We start from the raw sequence: 18,580 nt of genomic DNA, 5'->3' as shown, positions 1-18,580 counted from the left end.
AAGTTTGTGATAATATTTTTGCTATAATTTTTTTCTTACTTTGATAATAATTTGGTTAATGTACTATTTTTTTAAACATTCGTAAATAAAAGCGGGTGGAAAATTACGAGATTCAAAATTTAGTTTTATGTTGTTTCCGAAGAATTCTTTCAATTTTTTATAGTAGCTTAAACTGTATTGATATTGAATAAACAGCCCATTTTTTTCTAATATTTGAAAACTTTCCTTTAGAATAGTGGTTGATATTTCAGCAGGAATAATGGTAAGTGGCAGGCTAGAAATGATATGATTTACTTTTTTGTAGCCGAGTTTTTGAATTTCGGTTGTTATTTTTTCTGCGGATGCTTTTAGCACGATTAACTGCGGATGTTTTATTTTTTTCAATTCTAGATAAAAAGCATCATTAATTTCGAAGCAGATAAGCACGGCATTTGGTTGAATTTTTTCTAAAATACTATGGGTGATTGCACCATTTCCTGGGCCTAATTCTATAAGAACGTTTGCTGTTTGAAAATTAATTTTCCGAAGCATTTTCTTTGCTAAATACTTAGAACTAGGGGCAACGGTGCCTGATGTTTTGTAATTTTTGACCGCTTCTTTAAAGAAGTTAAATTTTTTACTCAAAATAATATAATGTTTTTTTTTGTATATTTCCTACTCAAATATCGCTGGTAAAGATGCACTATTTAAAAGATATATTCTATTTATTTTATCCAAAATTATGTGTCAATTGTTCTGATATGTTACTGAAAAAACAACTGTATTTATGTGTTTTTTGTCATCATAATTTGCCACTTATTGAAGATAATCTTCCTATAAACAGTAGTTTATTACTTCCTTTTTATGGGAAATCTCAGGTTGAAAATGTACGTTCTTTTATGTATTATCAGAAATTAGGAATTGGACAAAAAATAATTCAGGAGTTAAAATATAAAAATCAGCCAGCAATCGGTGTTTTTATAGCGAATTGGTTTGGGGAGCATTTAAAAAAAACGGCTATTTTTAAGGATGTTGATTGTATAATTCCTGTACCGATTCATCCTTCAAAATTAAAAAAAAGAGGCTATAATCAGCTGACAATGTTTGGACAAAGGTTAGGACTTATTTTAAATATTGTGTATCAACCTGATATTTTAATAAAAGTAAGTTCGGCAAAAACGCAAACAACTAAGCGTCGTTTCGAGCGATTTTTGGACATCGAAAACACGTTTAAACTAACAGATACTACTTTTTTTGAAGATAAACATATCTTATTAATTGACGATGTAATGACCACAGGCGCAACTTTAGTGGCGTGTTGTCAGGCGTTATCGGTTACCAAAAATATTCGTATCAGTATTGCAACTATGGCGAGTGTTCAAAAAGACTAATTTTTGTTAGTGTTATTTTAGTACTTTTGATGTTCTATTTAAAGAATCAATTTGTGAAAAATAAGACATTATTTTTAGTCGTTTTAGTTGTGAGTATCCTGATGAGTTGTGCTCGAAAAGGAAGACCTGAAGGAGGTCCAAAAGATGAGGAAGCACCCATTATGATGACGGCAAAACCACCGCATAAAACGACTCATTTTAAGGCAAAAAACATTAAAATTCAATTTAATGAATACGTTGTTTTAAAGGATTTAACCAAGCAATTAGTCGTTTCTCCTCCATTGAAATATCCACCTATTATAACGCCCCAAGGAACACCAAGTAAATATATCAATATTAAAATTTTAGATACCCTAAAAACCAATACTACGTACACGTTTAATTTTGGAAATTCGGTACAAGATAATAACGAAAATAATGCTTTAGAAAGTTTTAAATACGTGTTTTCTACAGGAAGTTTTATTGATTCTTTAACGTTAAAAGGTTCGGTAAGAAGAATGTTATCTACTAAAAAATTAAAAAATAGTAGCGTTTTATTATATCGTTTCGATAGTATTTATAACGATTCGATTATCTACAAAAAAAAGCCAAATTACGTAACAAGTACGTTGGATTCCACTACTTTTAAATTCACCAATTTACAAGCAGGAAACTATTTATTATTGGCGTTAAAAGAAACATCAAGCGATTATATTTTTAATAGTAAAACTGATGAAATAGGTTTTTATAAAGACACGATTTCGTTGCCAAAAGACACCTTAATTTCAAGTCCGATAACACTTTTTAAAGAAGTGCCATCTTATCAATTTAAAAGAGGAAAAGAAGTTTCAAAAGGAAAAATTCAATTCGGATATGAAGGACAAAAAGAAGCCTTAAAAGTCGAATTATTATCAAAAGTTCCTGCTTCTTTTAAAGCATTTTCGGCATACGAAAAAGATAAAGACACCTTAAATTATTGGTTTACGCCACTCCAACAAGATTCTTTAACTTTTATTGTAAGTAATAAAAATAATTTAAAAGCTAACTTTAAAAATAACTTTAAAAATAATTTAAAAGACACTATAACAGTGCGTTTTCGTAAAAAACAAATCGATTCTTTAGTTATTTTATCAGAAATAAAAAGTGTTTTACATTTAAAAGATACCTTGTTTTTAGAAACTAATAATCCGATTGTAACTTTTGATGCCTCAAAATTTTCGTTAACTTCATTAAATTCATCAGAAAATAAAGACACTATTTTAGTTGATTTTAAAATTAAAAAACAAGCAATCAATAAGTTATCGATTTTTTTTGATAAAACACCAGAAACTAGCTATACTTTTGGTGTTTTGCCAAAAGGACTTACCGATATATATGAAACTAGCAATGATACGTTAACATATCAATTTAAAACACGTAGCGCTCAAGAGTACGGAAGTATTATTTTAGATATCAAAAAACAAACAAATTTTCCTGTAATTATTCAACTTTTACAAAAAAAGAAAGTGCTAAAAACACAGTATATCTCTTCATCTAAAAAAGTAATTTTTGAGTTATTACCGCCTAAAGAATATACGGTTCGAGCTATTATCGATAAAAATAAAAATACTATTTGGGATACAGGAAATTTTTTATTAAAACAACAACCTGAACCAATACTTTATTTTAAAAACAGCTTCAAATTACGAGCCAATTGGGAAATGAATGAAGTATTTATTATTAAATAACAAAAAACCTCAGAAATTAATCTGAGGTTTTTTTTGTTACTCATTATATGCACTTGCACTTGGGCAAAATAATAATTCTGTTGGATTATCAATATCATATAAATACTGATAACTTCTAGTTTCTTTTTGGCAAAATGGCGCTATTAATTTCAACATATTTTCAAACCCTTCAAGGGTGAGTACGCAAAAAAATGTCTGATTATCTTTGGTTAAAATTCCTTCATCAGAATTGAATAAACCGAAGATTAAATTACAATTTTTGGTTTGAATAAAATCAATTTCAGCGAGGTTTAATTTTTGTCTTTTTTCAATAATTGTTTCTTGAAGCAATGCGCTAAATTTAATTGCTTCGGCTTTGTTGAAGTTGTATAAACGCACTACATTTTCATCAAAACCATTGATATTCTCTATAAAATCTACTTCCATTTTTGCTTCCTTAATATTTTAATATTTTTTAATGTGCTTGCAACCAATTTTCACCAATTCCGATTTCAACATCTAACGGAACTTCCATTTTAAAGGAATTTTCCATTTCTTGTTTAATAATTGGTTTGATAATTTCTAATTCGTCTTTATGAGCGTCAAAAACCAGTTCATCATGTACTTGCAAAAGCATTTTCGATTTAAAATTTTCTTTCTCAAATCGCTTATAAATAGTAATCATTGCGAGTTTGATAATATCGGCGGCACTTCCTTGAATTGGGGCATTTACAGCATTTCTTTCCGCTCCTGAACGCACAATTCCGTTTCTAGAATTGATATCTTTTAAATACCTACGACGGTTTAAAACCGTTTCTACATAGCCATTATCACGTGCAAAATCGACTTGTTTTGCCATGTAATTTTTCAACTTCGGATAGGTTTCATAATAGGTATCAATTAATTCTTTGGCTTCTTTTCGAGATAAATCGGTTTGATTGCTCAATCCGAAGGCAGACACTCCATATACAATACCAAAATTAACGGTTTTTGCATTACTACGTTGTTCCCGAGTTACTTCATTTAAAGGAACATTAAAAACTTTTGATGCGGTAGAAGCATGAATATCTTCGCCATTTTTAAAGGCTTCCATCATGGTTTCTTCTTGGCTTAATGAGGCGATTATTCGCAATTCAATTTGAGAATAATCGGCGGCTAATAACACATAATTTTCATCTCTTGGGATAAAAGCTTTTCGAATTTCTTGTCCTCTTTTGGTACGAATCGGAATATTTTGCAAGTTCGGATTGTTAGAACTTAATCTTCCTGTGGATGCAACGGCTTGTGCATACGAGGTGTGAATACGTCCTGTTTTTGAATTTATTTCGTTGGGCAAAGCATCAACATAGGTACTTTTTAATTTTTTATATTGGCGATATTCTTGAATATCTCGAATAATTTGATGGTCTTTTGCTAAAAAGGAAAGCACATCTTCGGCGGTTGAATATTGTCCTGTTTTTGTTTTTTTCGGTTTTTCGACCAATTTCATATTTTCAAATAAAACAATTCCTAGTTGTTTTGGAGAACCGATATTAAATTCTTCGCCAGCTTGCTGGTAAATATTTTTTTCTAAACGTTCAATATCGTTGCTTAAATCAACAGAAAGTTCTTTTAAAAATGGTACATTTAAGTTGATTCCTTCAATTTCCATGGCTGTTAAAACCGAGACTAAAGGCGTTTCAATATCATTAAATAGCTTGGTTACATTTCCGCTTTCTAGCTCTTTTGTAAAATGCTCTTTTAATTGCAAGGTAATATCGGCATCTTCAACAGCGTATTCGGTTTGTTTTTCGATTTCAACAGTTCGCATCGACAGTTGATTTTTCCCTTTTTTCCCAATTAATTCTATAATTGGAACAGGTTTATAGTTTAAATAGGTTTCGGCTAAAATATCCATTCCATGACGCATATCAGGATTAATTAAATAATGCGCAATCATGGTATCGAATAATTTTCCTTTAACGGTAATTTTATAATTTGATAAAACTTTGAGGTCATATTTTAAATTATGTCCAATTTTTTCAATGGTTGATGCTTGAAAAAACGGTTTAAATTCTTCTAAAATAGCGGTTGTTTCCTCTTGATTTTCTGGAAAAGAGACATAATATCCTTTTCCTTTTTCCCAAGAAAATGAAATTCCGATTACTTCAACTTCCAAGGCTTTTAAACCTGTGGTTTCGGTATCAAAACATACCGATTTTTGTTGCATTAATTTAGATACTAATAATTTTCTTGCTAGTGGAGAATTTATATGTTGATAAAAATGCGGTGTATTTTCAATGGTTTTGAAGCCTGAAATGGTAGTTTCTTGGTTGGTTGTTCCTGTTCCAGGAGTGGCGAATAAGTCGAATTGTCCTGTTGTATTTGTAACAGGAATATTTTTTGTTTCTTGTTTATTCGCTATATTTTCTTCGGATGCTTTTTCACCTGCTTTTACAGGAACAGCGGCGGTAAATATTCGAACAAAGGTGTCTGCTAAACGTCGAAATTCTAAATCATTAAAGATATCGGCAGTTGCTTGAATATTTGGCTGACACATTTCAAAATTTTCTTCATGAAATTCGACAGGAACGTCTAACATAATCGTGGCAAGTTCTTTGGATAAAAGACCAAGTTTTGCATTTTCGATTATTTTTTCTTTCATTTTTCCTTTTAAATCTGCGGTATTTGCTAGCAGATTTTCCATAGAGCCATATTGGGCTAAAAATTTCTTAGCGGTTTTATCTCCTACGCCAGGTAATCCAGGAATATTATCGACAGCATCGCCCATCATGGCTAAATAATCGATCACTTGTTCAGGACGTTCTACGCCAAATTTTTCTTGAACTTCGGCAATTCCCCAAGTTTCGTATCCGCCTCCAAAACGAGGACGGTATATAAAAATATTTTCAGAAACTAATTGTGCAAAATCTTTATCAGGGGTTACCATAAAAACTTGATAACCTGCTGTTTCAGCTTTTTTTGCGAGCGTTCCTATAATGTCATCGGCTTCATATCCTGTTTTTACAATTACAGGAATATTCATCGCCTCTAGCATTTTTTCGATATACGGAATGGCAATTTTAATGGCCTCAGGAGTTTCTTGTCTATTGGCTTTATAGTCGGGGAAAGCGGTTGTTCTAGCGACCGAACCGCCACGGTCAAAACACACGGCTAAATGGTCGGGGCGTTCTCGTTTGATAACATCTAACATCGAATTGGTAAAGCCTAAAACGGCGGAAACATCCATATTTTTCGAGTTAATCCGTGGATTTTTTATAAATGCGTAATATCCTCTAAAAATTAAAGCGAAAGCATCGAGTAAAAAAAGTCTTTTTTGATTTGCCATGAGTTTTTTTTAAGCCTGTTGAAGTGTATTAAAATATGTCTTTTTTGAAAGAAAATCGCTTTAAAATAGTGAGCGTAATTTCGGGAGTAAAGCTACGAAACTTTAACAAGACGTTAAAAATTGATTTTTAGTTGATTTTTAATTGATTTTCAATAATCAAGCTATCTTTGTGTTACTTTAAAATATATTTAATATGTCTCGATGGTTGGTTTCAATTTTGATTATAGTATTGGTTGTTATTATTTTTGAAGCGTATGCTTTTCAGGCGATAAAAACAATCACTAAAAACAAGTTTATTCGCTATGGTTGGTTGTGTATTGGTTTTTTAGCCTATGCTCATTTTTTTTATGTGGTACTTTCTTCGGATAGAAGTTCGGGACAAACCTTACAATTTCAGGTTGCTTTGGGCATTCTTTTAGTGGTATTACTTCCGAAGTTATGTATGTTATTGGTATTGTTGGGCGAAGATTTTTTTCGATGGATTCAAAAGGGAATTTCATATTTTTCATCTTCTCAAACCAAAGATTTGGCAGGGCGAAGAACTTTTATCGCAAAATTAGCCTTGGCAATGGCTTCGATTCCATTATCGGGATTATTATATGGAATTTTCAAAGGGAAATATAATTATAAAGTGCTTAACTATGAGCTGAATTTTAAAGATTTACCCGAAGCTTTTGATGGTTTTACGATTACTCAAATTACGGATATTCATTCGGGAAGTTTTACCAATAAAGAAAAAATAAGGTATGCAGTTGATTTGGTAAATCAGCAAAAATCCGATATAATTTTATTTACAGGTGATTTGGTCAATAATTTTGCCCATGAAATGGATGATTGGATTGACATATTTCAAAAATTAGAAGCGCCTGTTGGGAAATATTCGGTCTTAGGAAATCATGATTATGGTGATTATTCTAGCTGGAAAAATTCCGAAGATAAAATAGCAAATTTTAAGGCGATAAAAGAATTACATCCTAAAATAGGCTTTGATTTACTCTTAAATGAGCATCGCTATATCGAAAAAGACGGACAAAAAATAGCCTTGGTCGGCGTTGAAAACTGGGGGAGAGGCTTTAATAAAGCGGGCGATTTAGAAAAAGCATCTGCAAAAATTCAGCAAGAAGATTTTAAAATTTTAATGACACACGACCCAAGTCATTGGGAAAGTAAGGTTAAAAAAGATGCTTTTAATTATCAATTAACCTTGAGCGGACACACCCACGGATTGCAATTTGGCATTGAAATTCCAGGTTGGATAAAATGGAGTCCATCACAATATGTCTATAAACAATGGGCTGGTTTGTATCAAGAATTTGGACGCTATATAAATGTAAATAGAGGGTTTGGCTATCATGCTTTTCCAGGAAGAGTAGGGATTTGGCCAGAAATTACTGTAATCGAGTTAAAAAAAGTTTAATATTTTGTGTTTTTTAGGTCAAATTTGACAACAGTTTGAAAATAAAATGGTAAATTTCAAGGACTTATCAATAAGTGAACTAAAAAATTAAAAATAATAATAGAATCTAAGAAAAAAACTTAAAACTATGAAATATGGCTAAATTTGGAGAACTAATAAATATTGATAAACCTGTTTTAATTGATTTTTATGCAGGCTTAAATGACTTAGAACCTCGCTTAGAAATACTTCGAGATGTTGCGGCAGCTTTAGGCGATAAGGCAAAGGTTATCAAAATTGATACGCATCAAAATCAAACGCTTACCAATGCTTTGCGTATTAAAAGCAATCCGACTTTTATCATCTATAAAAATAACGAAATACAATGGCGACAAACTGGCGAGCAAGATGCGAATACGCTTATCGGTTTGGTACAAAAATATTTTTAACTTTTTGCGATTTTGTTTTTTAATAAAAAAGTAAAAAGGCATTATTTATAAAATATAACGCCTTTTTTTATAAGATTAGAATATTAATTTAGTTACTGTTTTTCTGTGTCATCATTTGCTGATTTTTGAGGAAATGATTCTTGTTCATCTGCCATTAAATGTTTGAATAAACGAGCGTGATTTAGATATCCTTCAAAAGCTTTTTTACCATATTCGATATCTTGTTCATGTTTTGTAATTTGCTGAATTACATTCTGATACAAGTATAAATTCGTTTCTAAAGTATCTAGAATTAAATCGATATTACTATCCTTGAAAGTACTGTAATATTTTAATTTTTGTTGAAAAACATCAATAAGTATTTCGGCAGTTTCACGTGCTTTTTCTAGGTTGCCTATGCGATAATATAATTCAGGATATCCTAACGAAATACTATAATGTTCAAATTGTGTAATTGGTAATTTTTCCAAAGATAAATTTAATATTTCGTTGGCTTTTACCGTATCTTTTTGGGCTAAATATGCTTCAGATAAACGCATTAAATTATTACGCATCGAAATGGCATTGCGTTTGCTTTGTTCATCTAAATAAATTTTTCCATTATTGATGGTTTTCCAATCCCATTTTTGAATATTTTGATACATTTTTTCAGGGTCGATGCGTCCCATTGCAAACATTGATTTCCCTTTGTTTGATGTTTTAATCGGCACAAATTTATACGACATTCCGTCTAATTGTAAATAATCTTTTAACCAAATATATTCTTCATCGGCATTGGCACCACCTGTAAAATAAATTGGACGTTTCCACTGAAAATTATTCAAAATATCGAGCATTAAAATTCGATTTTTAGTCAAACCTTGCTTATCAACAGTAATATCGATGTAATCAAGAATTTTATCGGCATCTTTTTGAGCGACCAACCCTGTTTTTAAAACATTTTCTTTATTAACAGGAATTCGAATTCTGTTTGTGGGATAAAATTTTTCTTTAACATCATTTTCTTCATCAATATAATAGGTTTGATTATCGCTACTTTGCATCCATCGCATAAAGTTTTTAAGCGACATGATAGAATCTTTAAATCGTGGATGTGGAATATGATAGGCAATATCGAGCGTTCCATATTTATATTGATCGTGTGTTAATTGTGATGGAATTGGCTCGGCATCGTAGGTTTTCTTTTTCATTTGGTCGATATACCAATCGGTTTGAAAAAGGCTTGTATTTATAATTTTAATATCCCGACGCACGCCTTCGACTTGTTGCATATACCAAAGTGGAAATGTATCATTATCTCCGATAGTAAAAATTATCGCATTTGGATCGCAACTCTCCAGATAAGTTTGTGCGTTTAATTGCGCGATATAACGGTCAGATCTATCATGGTCGTCCCAATTTTGAACGCCCATCAATACGGGAACAGCCAATAATGAAATCGTAGAGACTCCAATAGCAACAGTTCTTTTGTTGGCGTAATTTTTTAGATAATCATACAACGCAAGTACGCCAAAACCTATCCAAATGGCAAATACATAAAATGAACCAACTACGGCATAATCACGTTCACGAGGTTCAAAAGGTCTTGGATTGGTGTAAAAAATAATAGCAAAACCTGTAAAAGCGAAAAATAAAGCAAGGGTATATAAATTCTTTTTATCTTTTTTTGATTGATATATTAAGCCGATTAGTCCTAAAATCAAAGGCAGGAAAAAATATTTATTACGTCCTTTATTATTTTTGATATCATCAGGTAAATTTTGTTGTGAACCTAAGCGAATTTCATCAATAAAATCGATACCGCTTAACCAGTTTCCATTTTCAACGTCTAAATGTCCTTGGGCATCGTTTTGTCTTCCCACGAAATTCCACATAAAATAACGCCCGTACATATATCCAAATTGATAATCAATCATGAATTTTATGTTTTCTAAAAACGTTGGTCGTCTTTTGCTTCGTGCTGGGATTCCTGCAATTCGTTTGTAATGTTGCTCGGAAGCAGGGTTTACCATTCTTGGGATAAATCCTTTGTGTTTACTTGAATAATTAGGGATTATATTTTTGTATTTATTGACAATAACATATTTTCCGTTTATCTTTTCATATTTTGGTTTATCATCCTTAAAAGGTTGCTCGGCATCTTGTGTTCTATCATAAGAAACCGAATAATAATTATCATAAAAAACATTGGCATCGCCATATTGTTCACGGTTGTAATAGGCTAATAACTCCTGTGCACTCGATGGATTATTTTCATTAATAATCGTATCGGCATTGGCACGAATTGGTAACATTAACCAAGATGAAAAACCAATCATCATAAAAAGTATCGACAATACTAAGGTATTTGCCATTACTAAATTCTTTTTACGGGTGTAATTTAATCCGAAGAAAAACAAGCCGATTAAAACAATTCCAGCAAGAATAGTTCCTGAATTATAAGGCAATCCTATTTGATTGATAAAAAACAATTCAGAAATACTAAAGAATTTAAGGGTAAATGGAAATAAGAATTTAAAAACAAAAGCAAGTACAAGTATCGAAATTAAAGTAGCAACGGCGGTTGTTTTTAGGGTGACATTTTGATAGGTTTTGAAGAAATATAACATCACAATTGATGGAATCACTAAGAGCGATAAAATATGCACTCCAAACGATAATCCAACAACAAAACTTATGATTACTAGCCATTTATGTCCTCTTGGAGTATTTATTTCATCTTCCCAGCGGAGTCCTAACCAGAATAATAATGCCATTAAAAATGAGGACATCGCATATACTTCGCCTTCCACGGCACTAAACCAAAAACTATCCGAAAAAGTGTAGGCTAAAGCGCCAACGAGTCCACTTCCTAAAACGGCGATGGCTTCATTTTTACTGAATTTTCCATTTTTGAGTGCTATTTTTTTAGCTAAATTGGTAATTGTCCAAAACAGGAATAAAATGGTAAATGCACTTGCCAATCCCGACATAAAATTAACCATTTTAGCCCATTGACTAGGATCATTACTAAACATGGCGAAAAAAGCTCCTAACATCTGAAACAAAGGAGCGCCTGGCGGATGCCCAACTTCTAAATTTACCGCCGTAGAAATATATTCGCCACAATCCCACGAACTAACCGTTGGCTCTAGGGTTAAGGTATAGGTAATCAGTGCCACGGCAAATGAAAACCAACCTAAAATTGTGTTCCATTTTTTATAATTAAATTCGGTCATAGTTGGTGCGATAATTGTTCTGATGATTCTTGATTTATACTAAACTACGAAAGTATTAATAACTCTTCATTTTTCAACAAAAACAAAAATATAATTTTAACAGATATGGCTTCTTACTCAGTGCTATAAAATTATGTTAAATGAAAAATAATAAAAAAAATTTGTTCAAATTAAAAAATGTGTTATATTTGCACCCGCAATAAGTAATTGGCCCATGGTGTAATTGGTAACACATCTGCTTTTGGTGCAGACATTCCGGGTTCGAGTCCTGGTGGGCCAACTAAGTGTTTTTTAACAACGTAAGTTAGGTCCAGAAAATTACTAAAGTATAAAAATTATTTTTATATTTGCAAACTTATTAAATGGCCCATGGTGTAATTGGTAACACATCTGCTTTTGGTGCAGACATTCCGGGTTCGAGTCCTGGTGGGCCAACAAAAGTTTCATAATCGGTAAGATTATGAAACTTTTTTGGTTTATTATATTTGTGAATTATTTACAACATTAATTTACAGCCTCTTTTAAAGTTTCAACAACTTTTTTGCTATTTCCGATAAATATTTTATCCTCCAAAATAAAAACAGGACGCTTTAAAAAAGTATATTCCTCTAAAATAAAATCACGATATTCATTTTCACTAATTTCTTTATTTTTCAAGTCTTTTTCTTTGTATAATCTCGCTCGTTTATTAAATAAGCTTTCATAACTATCGGTTAATTTTCGCATTTCTTCTAGTTGATTTACAGTAATCTTATTTGTTTTTATTTCCTGTTTTTCAAATCCCTCAAGATTTACTTCTTTTAAAATGCGTTTGCAAGTATCACAGGTTTGTAAAAAATATACTTTCTTCATGGTTTCGATGGTTTAATAATTATCTTTGAACGACGCTAAAATAAGTAGAAAAATGAATACGCAATTTGAAATTTTAAGAAAATCGAGAGCAGTAGTTTTAAAGAAAATTGAAAATTTATCCATAGAACAATTACATAAAATCCCAGAAGGATTTAGTAATAATATTGCTTGGAATGTTGCTCATTTAGTGGTAACACAACAATTATTACACTATAAATTATCAGGGTTAAATTGTTTAGTCGCTGATGAATTGATTGAAAATTATAGAAAAGGAACTTTTCCTACACAAACATTTTCAGAAGAAGAGTTAGAAGAAGTAAAAGAATTATTTATCGGCTTGCCAGATACCTTACAAGAAGATTTTGAAGCGGGTATTTTCAAAGAATATACCGCCTATGAAACAAGTTTAGGGTTTACCTTAGATACTATCGAAACTGCGATTTCTTTTAATAATTTACATGAAGGAATCCATTTAGGTGTTATTATGGCGTTGGTTAAATTAGTTTAATTTATCTTTTTTAAAAACATAAAAATCCCGAAATTATTTAAAATTTCGGGATTTTCTATGTTACATATTTATGATGATTCATAAGAAGTTATCTGTAAAAAATTACTTGCTTATTTTATCAAAATAAAGGCTAATTATTTAGCTTCCGCAAATCTTCTTTCTACTTCATTCCAGTTGATTACTTTAAAGAAAGCATCAATATAATCAGGACGACGGTTTTGGTAATTTAAGTAATAAGCGTGTTCCCAAACGTCTAATCCTAAAATAGGCGTTCCTCCACAAGCAACTCCAGGCATTAATGGATTATCTTGATTTGGCGTAGCACAAATTTCTAATTTTCCGCCTTTTTGAACACATAACCAAGCCCAACCTGAACCAAATTGTGTTGCTGCTGCTTTAGAAAAAGCTTCGATAAAAGCTTCTTTTGAACCAAATTCAGCTTCAATAGCTTTTTTTAATTCTCCAGATAAATTCCCTCTATCTTCAGGATTTAATACCGTCCAGAATAAAGAGTGATTGTAAAAACCACCACCGTTATTACGAACTCCAGCATTAGTTAAATCTAAATTTGTTAAAATATCTTCAATAGATTTCCCTTCTAAATCAGTTCCAGCAATTGCGCCGTTTAATTTAGTAGTATATCCGTTATGGTGTTTGCTATGGTGAATTTCCATAGTTCGTGCATCAATATTTGGTTCTAATGCATCGTAAGCATATCCTAATTTTGGTAAATCAAAAGCCATAATTGTACGTTTTTTAATGAGTTAATTATTTATTTTTACTGATGTAAATTTAACCCAAAAAAATAAGGGAAACAACTGTTTCCCTTATTCTAAATTGATTTTACTATAAATAAAAATTATAGTTTATTATTTTTTAATAGATTGGTTTTGCATCCGCAGAAAATTCACTCATAAATTCTTCTGCTTTTTCGACCATTTGCTTGCTTCCGCAGAAAAAAGGCACACGTTGATGTAATTCTGATGGTTTTATATCCATAATTCTTGTAAATCCGTCGGTAGCTTTTCCACCTGCTTGTTCACAGATAAAAGCGATTGGATTTCCTTCGTATAATAAACGTAATTTTCCGTTAGGCGTAATGGTTGTTGAAGGATAAATATAAATTCCTCCTTTTATCATATTTCGATGAAAATCGGTTACTAACGAGCCAACATAACGCGCTGTATACGGGCGGTTATCAGCTTGATTGAGGTCTTTACAATGCACTAAAAAGCGTTTCATTCCTTCTTGAAAATACGTAAAATAGCCTTCACTTACCGAATAAATTCTACCAATTTCTGGAAATTGCATGTTTGGATGCGATAAATAAAAGGTTCCAATTGCAGGATTTAACGTAAAACCATTTACACCATTTCCTGTGGTGAAAACTAACATCGTAGAAGTTCCGTAAGCTACATAACCAGCGGCTACTTGTTCGCTTCCTTTTTGTAAAAAATCTTCTTTGGTTACAGGCGTTCCTACAGGAGAAATTCGTCTGTAAATAGAAAAAATAGTTCCTACCGATATATTTACATCAATATTTGAAGAACCGTCTAAAGGATCCATCAATAAAACATATTTGTTTTCGTTTGTTTTTTCTTGCCCTTCTACAATTACAAAATCATCTTCTTCTTCACTGGCAATACCACAAACGATTTCACGGTTGATAAGTGTTTGTTTAAAAAGATTATTAGCTAAAATATCTAATTTTTGTTGCGTTTCTCCTTGTATATTTACATCGCCAGAAGCGCCTGTAATATCTACTAAACCAGCTTTTCTAATTTCGTGATTAACCACTTTTGCCGCCAAGCGAATCGAGTTGATTAAACGAGATAATTCCCCAGAAGAGTATTTAAAATCTTTTTGATATCCAATAATAAACTCTCCTAGAGTCATGTGCTTGTTGTTCATGTCAAATTTTTGTGTTCTTTACAAAGATGCCAACTTTTTTACGGTTTTACAATAATTTTTTATTTTAAAATTTTTAACAAATACAAATGATGTGTTTTAATTTTCTATTTGTTTTTTAGCAAGATATATTAAGAATTATCTTTGCTTAAAATAGAAGTAATGAGTTTTATAATTAGAGAAGGCGTAAAAAAAGATGCACAATCCATCTTGAATTTAATTGTTGAATTAGCTGTTTTTGAAAAAGAACCTGATGCGGTAGCAATTAATTTGGAAATTTTAATTGCTGATGGATTTTCTGAAAATCCGAAGTTTAAAACCTTTGTGGCTCAAGAACTTGATGGAACAATTATCGGAATGGCACTTTTTTATCAGCGATATTCAACTTGGAAAGGAAAATCAATTCATTTGGAAGATTTAATGGTTACACAAGATAAAAGAGGCATCGGAGCAGGTAAAAAATTATACGGTTCCGTGATGAAATATGCACAAGAAAATGACTTTAAAAGAGTTTCTTGGGAAGTACTAGATTGGAATATAAATGCGATCGAATTTTATAAAAATACAGGCGCAACAGTTTATGAACAATGGCGAGTTTGCCAAATGGATACCGAAAGTTTAACACAATTTTGTAATGAGAATATTTAAGTTTGGAGGCGCATCGGTAAAAGATGCCGATGGTGTAAAAAATGTAGCAAGAGTTTTAAGAAGTCAAGGACTTAACAATGTTTTAGTCGTTATTTCGGCGATGGGAAAAATGACCAATGCTTTTGAAGAAATTATCAACGCTTATTTTTATCAACAAGAAAATTCAGAAGATAATTTAAAAGAAGCAATTTCTTTTGTGGAAGATTTTCATCATGAAATAATAACTAATTTATTTGAAGAAAATCATGAAATTTTTAATAAAGTCGATTTTTTATTCGCCGAATTAAGTGGTTTTATGATTCAAAATAATTCGAAAAATTACAATTATGTATATGACCAAATCGTCGGTTTTGGTGAATTATTATCCACCCATATTGTAAGTGCCTATTTATCAGAAATTGATATTAAAAATCAATGGATAGATGTTCTAGAATGTATCAAAACAGATGCCAATTTTAGAGACGCAAAAATTAATTGGGAATTAACTTCTCAAAATATTACTCAAAAAATAAATAAAAATATCAGTGAAAATACTATCTATATTACCCAAGGTTTTTTAGGAAGTACATCACTTAAAACAGCGTCAGATATAGTGGAAGGTAATCAAAACTTTACGGCAACAACAACGTTAGGAAGAGAAGGTTCTGATTATACCGCAGGCGTATTTGCATACTGTTTAAACGCCCAAAGCGTAACGATTTGGAAAGATGTCGCAGGCGTTTTAAATGCCGATCCAAGAGTGTTTTCAAAAACAACATTATTACACGAAATTTCATATACCGAAGCTATTGAAATGGCTTTTTATGGCGCATCTGTAATTCATCCAAAAACAATTCAACCTTTAGAACAAAAAAATATTCCTCTTTTTGTACGTTCTTTTGAAGATATATCAAACAAAGGAACTTGCGTGGGAAAAGGAACCAAAATTAATCCTGAAATACCGTGTTTTATTGTAAAGAAAAATCAAATTTTGGTGTCAATTTCAGCCAAAGATTTCTCCTTTATGGTCGAAAGTAATATTAGCCATGTTTTTGAAAAATTAGACGAATATCAATTAAAAGTAAACCTAATTCAAAACTCCGCAATCAGTTTTTCAGTGTGTATCGAAGATAAATACAATACATTTGATAGCTTTTATCAAGACTTAAAATCAACCTTTATCATTAAAGTTTATAAAGATGTAACCCTATATACAATTCGTCATTTTGATGAAAAAGCACTTCAAAAAATACGTGAAAAAGGAACCGCAATTATTCGACAAATAAACACCGAAACAGCCCAGTTGGTAATACAATAAAAAACGTAAAGCTAACAAAATTCAGTTATATTTGCATTTATGTCAAATTTGAATTAATGGGAATAGTTACATCAAAAGAAATTGCGAAAGTTATTGGAGTAGATAAATTAGGAGTCATCGGAACTTTTACAGGGTGGCTCTTGATGAAAATTTTACGCATTTCTGCTATTAATAAAATTTATGATAATAATAAAAATAAAACTGATTTAGAATTTTTAAACGGCGTTTTAGCAGATTGCAAAATTGAATTTGAAATCCCTGAAGATGACTTAAAAAGAATCCCTAAAGATGGCGCTTTTATTACCATTTCGAATCATCCGCTAGGCGGAATCGATGGTGTTTTATTATTAAAATTACTCATCGAAAAAAGAGCCGATTATAAAATTATTGCTAACTTTTTATTACATAGAATTGAGCCATTAAAACCGTATATCATGCCTGTAAATCCTTTTGAAAATAGAAAGGACGCAAAGTCGAGCATTGCAGGAATTAAAAATGCACTATTACATCTAAAAGAAGGAAAACCATTAGGGATTTTTCCCGCAGGAGAAGTTTCTACCTATCGTGATGGTAAATTAATGGTCGATAAACCATGGGAAGAAGGCGCCGTACGCTTAATCAAAAAAGCAAAAGTACCCGTAATTCCTATTTATTTTCATGCCAAAAATAGTCGCTTATTTTACTTATTATCCAAAGTTAGTGGAACATTAAGAACCGCAAAACTTCCCTCAGAAGTAATTTCGCAAAAAAATAGAATCATAAAAGTTCGTATCGGAAAACCAATTTCCGTAAAAGATCAAGAGGAATTTAAAGATATTCCTACTTTCTATGAATTTATCAGGAAAAAAACATACATGCTTGCCAATCCTTTCGAAAAAGCATCACAAAAAATACTATCCTCGCAAAATTTAAAAATTCCGAAGAAAGTTAAAAAAATAACAGCACAAAGAACTCCCGATTTATTCCTAAAAGAAGTAAATTCTTTACGAGAAAAAGGAAGCCGATTGCTAGAAAGTAAAAATTATGAAGTCTTTTTCGCAACCGCTAAAGAAATTCCAAATGTGTTACACGAAATTGGGAGATTACGAGAAATTACCTTCAGAGAAGTAGGCGAAGGAACTAATAAAACCATCGATTTAGATAAATTTGATAAATATTATCACCATTTATTTCTTTGGGATACCGTAGCAAATGAATTAGTCGGTGCATACAGAATGGGATTGGGAAAAGATATTTATAAAAAATACGGAATCAACGGATTTTATATACACACCTTGTTCCGAATTGAGCCAGAATTATATACCATGATGCAAAGTACTATGGAACTTGGAAGAGCTTTTGTTGCTAAAAATTATCAGCAAAAACCAATGCCATTATTCTTGCTTTGGAAAGGAATTGTACACGTAACATTACGATATCCTGAATATAAATATTTAATGGGAGGTGTGAGTATTAGCAATCAATTTTCGGCATTTTCCAAGTCGTTAATGATTGAATTTATGAAATCTCATTATTATGATCCGTATGTAGCACAATATATTTATCCAAAGAAAGAATTTAAAGTCAAACTAAAAGATGCCGATAAAGATTTTGTATTCGATGCCACAAAAGCCGATATGCAAAAATTTGATAAAATTATTGACGAAATTGAACCAGGAGCCTTACGTATGCCTGTACTTATCAAAAAATATGTAAAGCAAAATGCACGTTTAGTCGCTTTTAATGTTGATCCAAAATTTAATAATGCCATTGATGGTTTATTATACATCAAAGTTGATGAAATTCCTGAAAGTACCGTAAAACCAGTAATGGAAGAATTTCAGGCTGAATTAGAAAAACGTGCTTCCGAAAACTTAAATAAGTAGTTTGTTTAAATAAGATTCTCTAAAATTCATAAAAAAAAAGCATCGTAAATTTTACG

General features: G+C 31.4%; 15 protein-coding genes and 2 tRNA genes. 10 read left to right on the top strand and 7 right to left on the bottom strand.

From position 1 onward, the window contains the following. Nucleotides 1-63: 63 nt before the first annotated feature. Entirely contained in the window at nucleotides 64-624 is a 561-nt protein-coding gene (locus L0U72_RS05640) for a class I SAM-dependent methyltransferase (RefSeq protein WP_193700244.1), read from the bottom strand. Nucleotides 625-677: 53 nt separating this feature from the next. Between L0U72_RS05640 and L0U72_RS05635 the strand changes: the two genes are divergently transcribed. Both L0U72_RS05635 and L0U72_RS05630 read left to right on the top strand, forming a co-directional pair. Further along, on the top strand, nucleotides 678-1,370 hold the full coding sequence (locus L0U72_RS05635) for a ComF family protein (protein ID WP_233883075.1): 693 nt from the start codon (nucleotides 678-680) through the stop codon (nucleotides 1,368-1,370). Nucleotides 1,371-1,423: 53 nt separating this feature from the next. Then, nucleotides 1,424-3,076: an Ig-like domain-containing protein gene (locus tag L0U72_RS05630; RefSeq protein ID WP_233898629.1), complete on the top strand. Its 1,653-nt coding sequence runs from the start codon at nucleotides 1,424-1,426 to the stop codon at nucleotides 3,074-3,076. Nucleotides 3,077-3,112: 36 nt separating this feature from the next. Here the strand turns inward: L0U72_RS05630 and L0U72_RS05625 are convergent, their stop codons facing one another. Both L0U72_RS05625 and polA read right to left on the bottom strand, forming a co-directional pair. Further along, the gene (locus L0U72_RS05625) at nucleotides 3,113-3,502 is read right to left on the bottom strand and encodes a hypothetical protein (RefSeq protein ID WP_101918406.1); all 390 of its coding nucleotides are present in this window, start codon (nucleotides 3,500-3,502) and stop codon (nucleotides 3,113-3,115) included. Nucleotides 3,503-3,530: 28 nt separating this feature from the next. Continuing rightward, entirely contained in the window at nucleotides 3,531-6,383 is a 2,853-nt protein-coding gene (gene polA / locus L0U72_RS05620; RefSeq protein ID WP_233898628.1) for a DNA polymerase I, read from the bottom strand. A gap of 193 nt (nucleotides 6,384-6,576) precedes the next feature. Here polA and L0U72_RS05615 point away from each other — a divergent pair, with 193 nt between their 5' ends. Next, entirely contained in the window at nucleotides 6,577-7,800 is a 1,224-nt protein-coding gene (locus L0U72_RS05615; protein WP_193700241.1) for a metallophosphoesterase, read from the top strand. A gap of 134 nt (nucleotides 7,801-7,934) precedes the next feature. Beyond that, on the top strand, nucleotides 7,935-8,228 hold the full coding sequence (locus L0U72_RS05610) for a thioredoxin family protein (RefSeq protein WP_101918403.1): 294 nt from the start codon (nucleotides 7,935-7,937) through the stop codon (nucleotides 8,226-8,228). Between the two features lie 92 nt (nucleotides 8,229-8,320). Here L0U72_RS05610 and L0U72_RS05605 read toward each other — a convergent pair whose 3' ends face one another. After that, the gene (locus tag L0U72_RS05605) at nucleotides 8,321-11,446 is read right to left on the bottom strand and encodes a DUF2723 domain-containing protein (protein ID WP_233898627.1); all 3,126 of its coding nucleotides are present in this window, start codon (nucleotides 11,444-11,446) and stop codon (nucleotides 8,321-8,323) included. A gap of 208 nt (nucleotides 11,447-11,654) precedes the next feature. On the opposite strand from L0U72_RS05605, the gene L0U72_RS05600 reads away from it, so the two are divergent. Beyond that, nucleotides 11,655-11,726 (top strand) — tRNA-Gln (locus tag L0U72_RS05600). Between the two features lie 83 nt (nucleotides 11,727-11,809). Continuing rightward, nucleotides 11,810-11,881 (top strand) — tRNA-Gln (locus L0U72_RS05595). Between the two features lie 69 nt (nucleotides 11,882-11,950). Here L0U72_RS05595 and L0U72_RS05590 read toward each other — a convergent pair. Next, nucleotides 11,951-12,298 carry an arsenate reductase family protein gene (locus tag L0U72_RS05590; protein WP_193700239.1) on the bottom strand — a complete coding sequence of 116 codons (348 nt, stop codon included), beginning with the start codon at nucleotides 12,296-12,298 and terminating at the stop codon, nucleotides 11,951-11,953. Nucleotides 12,299-12,350: 52 nt separating this feature from the next. Here L0U72_RS05590 and L0U72_RS05585 point away from each other — a divergent pair, with 52 nt between their 5' ends. After that, nucleotides 12,351-12,806: a DinB family protein gene (locus L0U72_RS05585; RefSeq protein ID WP_101918400.1), complete on the top strand. Its 456-nt coding sequence runs from the start codon at nucleotides 12,351-12,353 to the stop codon at nucleotides 12,804-12,806. Between the two features lie 134 nt (nucleotides 12,807-12,940). On the opposite strand, the gene L0U72_RS05580 is transcribed toward L0U72_RS05585, so the two are convergent. Both L0U72_RS05580 and fbp read right to left on the bottom strand, forming a co-directional pair. Continuing rightward, on the bottom strand, nucleotides 12,941-13,549 hold the full coding sequence (locus tag L0U72_RS05580; RefSeq protein WP_101918399.1) for a superoxide dismutase: 609 nt from the start codon (nucleotides 13,547-13,549) through the stop codon (nucleotides 12,941-12,943). A 133-nt stretch (nucleotides 13,550-13,682) separates the two neighbouring features. Then, on the bottom strand, nucleotides 13,683-14,717 hold the full coding sequence (fbp, locus tag L0U72_RS05575) for a class 1 fructose-bisphosphatase (RefSeq protein ID WP_233861743.1): 1,035 nt from the start codon (nucleotides 14,715-14,717) through the stop codon (nucleotides 13,683-13,685). Nucleotides 14,718-14,876: 159 nt separating this feature from the next. Between fbp and L0U72_RS05570 the strand changes: the two genes are divergently transcribed. The 3 genes from L0U72_RS05570 to L0U72_RS05560 are packed head-to-tail and all read left to right on the top strand — an operon-like array spanning nucleotide 14,877 to nucleotide 18,524. Continuing rightward, a complete protein-coding gene (locus L0U72_RS05570; protein WP_101918397.1) occupies nucleotides 14,877-15,362 on the top strand; it encodes a GNAT family N-acetyltransferase in 486 nt (161 codons plus the stop codon). Then, nucleotides 15,349-16,659 (top strand): aspartate kinase, encoded by a 1,311-nt coding sequence (locus tag L0U72_RS05565; RefSeq protein ID WP_233898626.1) that lies wholly within the window; start codon nucleotides 15,349-15,351, stop codon nucleotides 16,657-16,659. The genes L0U72_RS05570 and L0U72_RS05565 overlap by 14 nt, the downstream gene beginning before the upstream one ends. Nucleotides 16,660-16,715: 56 nt before the next feature. Beyond that, entirely contained in the window at nucleotides 16,716-18,524 is a 1,809-nt protein-coding gene (locus tag L0U72_RS05560; RefSeq protein ID WP_101918395.1) for a GNAT family N-acyltransferase, read from the top strand. The last annotated feature ends 56 nt before the right edge of the window (nucleotides 18,525-18,580 follow it).

Origin of the sequence: Tenacibaculum piscium (assembly GCF_021390755.1) — a bacterium.
Lineage (GTDB): Bacteria > Bacteroidota > Bacteroidia > Flavobacteriales > Flavobacteriaceae > Polaribacter > Polaribacter piscius.
The sequence above is the reverse complement of the archived record's forward strand: the minus strand, read 5'-3'. Positions and strand labels throughout refer to the sequence as shown.

Coding starts and splice junctions, on each gene's coding strand:
- L0U72_RS05635 (WP_233883075.1), top strand. CDS start 678: ATGCACTATTTAAAAGATATATTCTATTTATTTTATCCAAAATTATGT.
- L0U72_RS05625 (WP_101918406.1), bottom strand. CDS start 3,502: ATGGAAGTAGATTTTATAGAGAATATCAATGGTTTTGATGAAAATGTA.
- L0U72_RS05560 (WP_101918395.1), top strand. CDS start 16,716: ATGGGAATAGTTACATCAAAAGAAATTGCGAAAGTTATTGGAGTAGAT.
- L0U72_RS05615 (WP_193700241.1), top strand. CDS start 6,577: ATGTCTCGATGGTTGGTTTCAATTTTGATTATAGTATTGGTTGTTATT.
- L0U72_RS05570 (WP_101918397.1), top strand. CDS start 14,877: ATGAGTTTTATAATTAGAGAAGGCGTAAAAAAAGATGCACAATCCATC.
- polA (WP_233898628.1), bottom strand. CDS start 6,383: ATGGCAAATCAAAAAAGACTTTTTTTACTCGATGCTTTCGCTTTAATT.
- fbp (WP_233861743.1), bottom strand. CDS start 14,717: ATGAACAACAAGCACATGACTCTAGGAGAGTTTATTATTGGATATCAA.
- L0U72_RS05590 (WP_193700239.1), bottom strand. CDS start 12,298: ATGAAGAAAGTATATTTTTTACAAACCTGTGATACTTGCAAACGCATT.
- L0U72_RS05565 (WP_233898626.1), top strand. CDS start 15,349: ATGAGAATATTTAAGTTTGGAGGCGCATCGGTAAAAGATGCCGATGGT.
- L0U72_RS05610 (WP_101918403.1), top strand. CDS start 7,935: ATGGCTAAATTTGGAGAACTAATAAATATTGATAAACCTGTTTTAATT.
- L0U72_RS05585 (WP_101918400.1), top strand. CDS start 12,351: ATGAATACGCAATTTGAAATTTTAAGAAAATCGAGAGCAGTAGTTTTA.
- L0U72_RS05580 (WP_101918399.1), bottom strand. CDS start 13,549: ATGGCTTTTGATTTACCAAAATTAGGATATGCTTACGATGCATTAGAA.
- L0U72_RS05605 (WP_233898627.1), bottom strand. CDS start 11,446: ATGACCGAATTTAATTATAAAAAATGGAACACAATTTTAGGTTGGTTT.